The organism is Streptomyces xantholiticus, assembly GCF_014651015.1.
Lineage (GTDB): Bacteria > Actinomycetota > Actinomycetes > Streptomycetales > Streptomycetaceae > Streptomyces > Streptomyces xantholiticus.
The window spans coordinates 1-1034 of sequence record NZ_BMWB01000070.1 but is presented as its reverse complement, the minus strand read 5'-3'; the positions used below and the strand labels follow the sequence as shown (position 1 = coordinate 1034).

The following is a 1034-nucleotide window of genomic DNA, read 5'->3' as shown; positions in this document are numbered from 1 at the left end:
TCCAGCCAGAAACGTTCCCGCTGGAACGCATACGTCGGCAGATCACGGACAACCGGACCGGCGCCCAGCACCGCCGACCAGTCGACCCCGCCGCCATGAGCATGGACCCGGGCAACCGCCTCCACCAGCGCGCGAGGCTCCGGCACGCCCTCCCCACGCAGCCCGGCCGCGAACAACACCGGACTCTCCTCGTCCCCGGCCTCCAACACACAGTCCGGGCCCAGCGCCGACAGAACCCCGTCCGGACCGAGTTCCAGATAGACCGAGACACCCTCGGCCTCCAACGCACGCACCCCGTCCAGAAAACGGACAGGCCGACGCACATGACGCACCCAGTACTCGGGCGAGCAGAACTGCTCGGCGTCCGCGAGCGCACCCGTCACATTCGACACCAAAGGAATCCGGCAAGCCCGGTACTCCAGTGACTGCGCCACCTTCCGGAAATCCTCCAGCATGCCGTCCATGTGCGGCGAATGAAACGCATGACTCACCGTCAGGCGCTTCACCCGGCGCCCCCGGGCCCTCCACCGCTCGGCGAACCCCTCCACCACGTCCAGATCACCGGACACCACGACCGAGGAAGCACTGTTCACCGCCGCAACCTCCAGCCGGCCGCCACAACCGTCCGCCACCAGCGCGGCCCCGACCTCCTGCTCCGTTCCCTCGACCGCCGCCATACCCCCATCGACCCGCAACCCCTGCATCAACCGGCCACGCGCCGCCACCAACCGCACCGCATCCGGCAACGAGAACACCCCGGCCACATACGCCGCCGCGATCTCCCCCACCGAATGACCGATCAGAAAATCAGGACGCACACCCCACGACGACACCAGCCGGAACAACGCCACCTCAACAGCGAAGATCCCCGCCTGCGCATACTCCGTCCCCTCGAGCAACCGCGCCCGCGGGTCACCGTCCGGCGCGAACATCACCGACAGCAGCGGCATCCCCAGCTGAGCGTCGAAGTGCCCGGCGACCTCCTCCAGCGCCTCCGCGAAGACAGGGAAAGCGGCGTGCAATTCACGCCCCAT

At 68.3% G+C, this 1034-nt stretch carries 1 protein-coding gene; it reads right to left on the bottom strand.

Annotation, left to right across the window (positions count from 1 at the left end; all coding sequences use genetic code 11):
- On the bottom strand, positions 1 to 1034 hold a 1034-nt coding region (locus IE198_RS34760), incomplete at both ends, for an acyltransferase domain-containing protein (protein WP_189894070.1).